The organism is Cellulomonas sp. P2_B4 (genome assembly GCF_056404795.1).
The window spans coordinates 1-807 of the sequence record NZ_JBFUDI010000032.1; the positions used below are offsets into that span (position 1 = coordinate 1).

1 protein-coding gene is annotated in these 807 nt (G+C 55.9%); it reads right to left on the bottom strand.

Translation table 11 applies throughout. From position 1 onward, the window contains the following. Positions 1–378: 378 nt before the first annotated feature. A partial coding sequence (locus AC1DZC_RS19900; protein WP_477044470.1) for a hypothetical protein occupies positions 379–807 on the bottom strand: 429 nt, incomplete at its 5' end.

Consider the following 807-nt stretch of genomic DNA (forward strand, 5'->3'; position numbering starts at 1 on the left):
GTGCAATACGCATCAAAGCCCGTCGTCAAATCATTTTGCAGCAATAAGGCAACTTTCGCTCCCACCTCAGATTCGATCTCGACGCTCTCGTAGAGCCCTCGACTCAGGAGCAAGTCGCGAATTATCTGAGTCGCCTCAGCGTTGATTCTCTTCTCGGTTTCGACATCATTCTGTTCCATGGCCTCGTTATATCGACTGCATCGGAATCGCGATAGCCGACCGAGCAAGCGCTGATACAGCGAGAGAAACCGTGACCGCCCCTTCCAGATCCTCAGCCAAACGGCTTTTCGACCAAGGCGAACAGGCTCTTCACCTCAATAGTTATGCCATAGCGCCGGCAAGCTTGATGCTGGCTGCTATTTCGGCGGCGGTGGCGTATCACGGCTTCGGGACGGCTTTTCCCCTGTGCTTCTTAAGGCGCGCCGCAGCGGCCGCATACATTCGAGCCAGCTTTGCTCCCTCGCTCGCTACCTTCAGCACCAACGCGTCTATTTGGTCGATTGTAAGATTGCCGGCAGCCATTCCATGCATGAGGGCGTCACGGTCGTCTTTCCATTTCCAAAGCTCCGAGTCCTCCCGCTGTCCATCGGTGCCCGCAAAGTTGGCCTTTAGGAGGTCGTCCTTCTTCGCTCGTGATCGAAGCTCGTCGATCTTCGGTCCCATCATTCTTATCGGTTTTCCCTTCGGGGTAAGTGTGCCCCCCGATTGCCGAAGCATCGAAACGAGCCGGTCTTCGAGTATCGCGTAAGCATACCACGACGCTTCGAATGGCATGTTCGCCGCAATCGCGGCGGTCATGCGATCCAG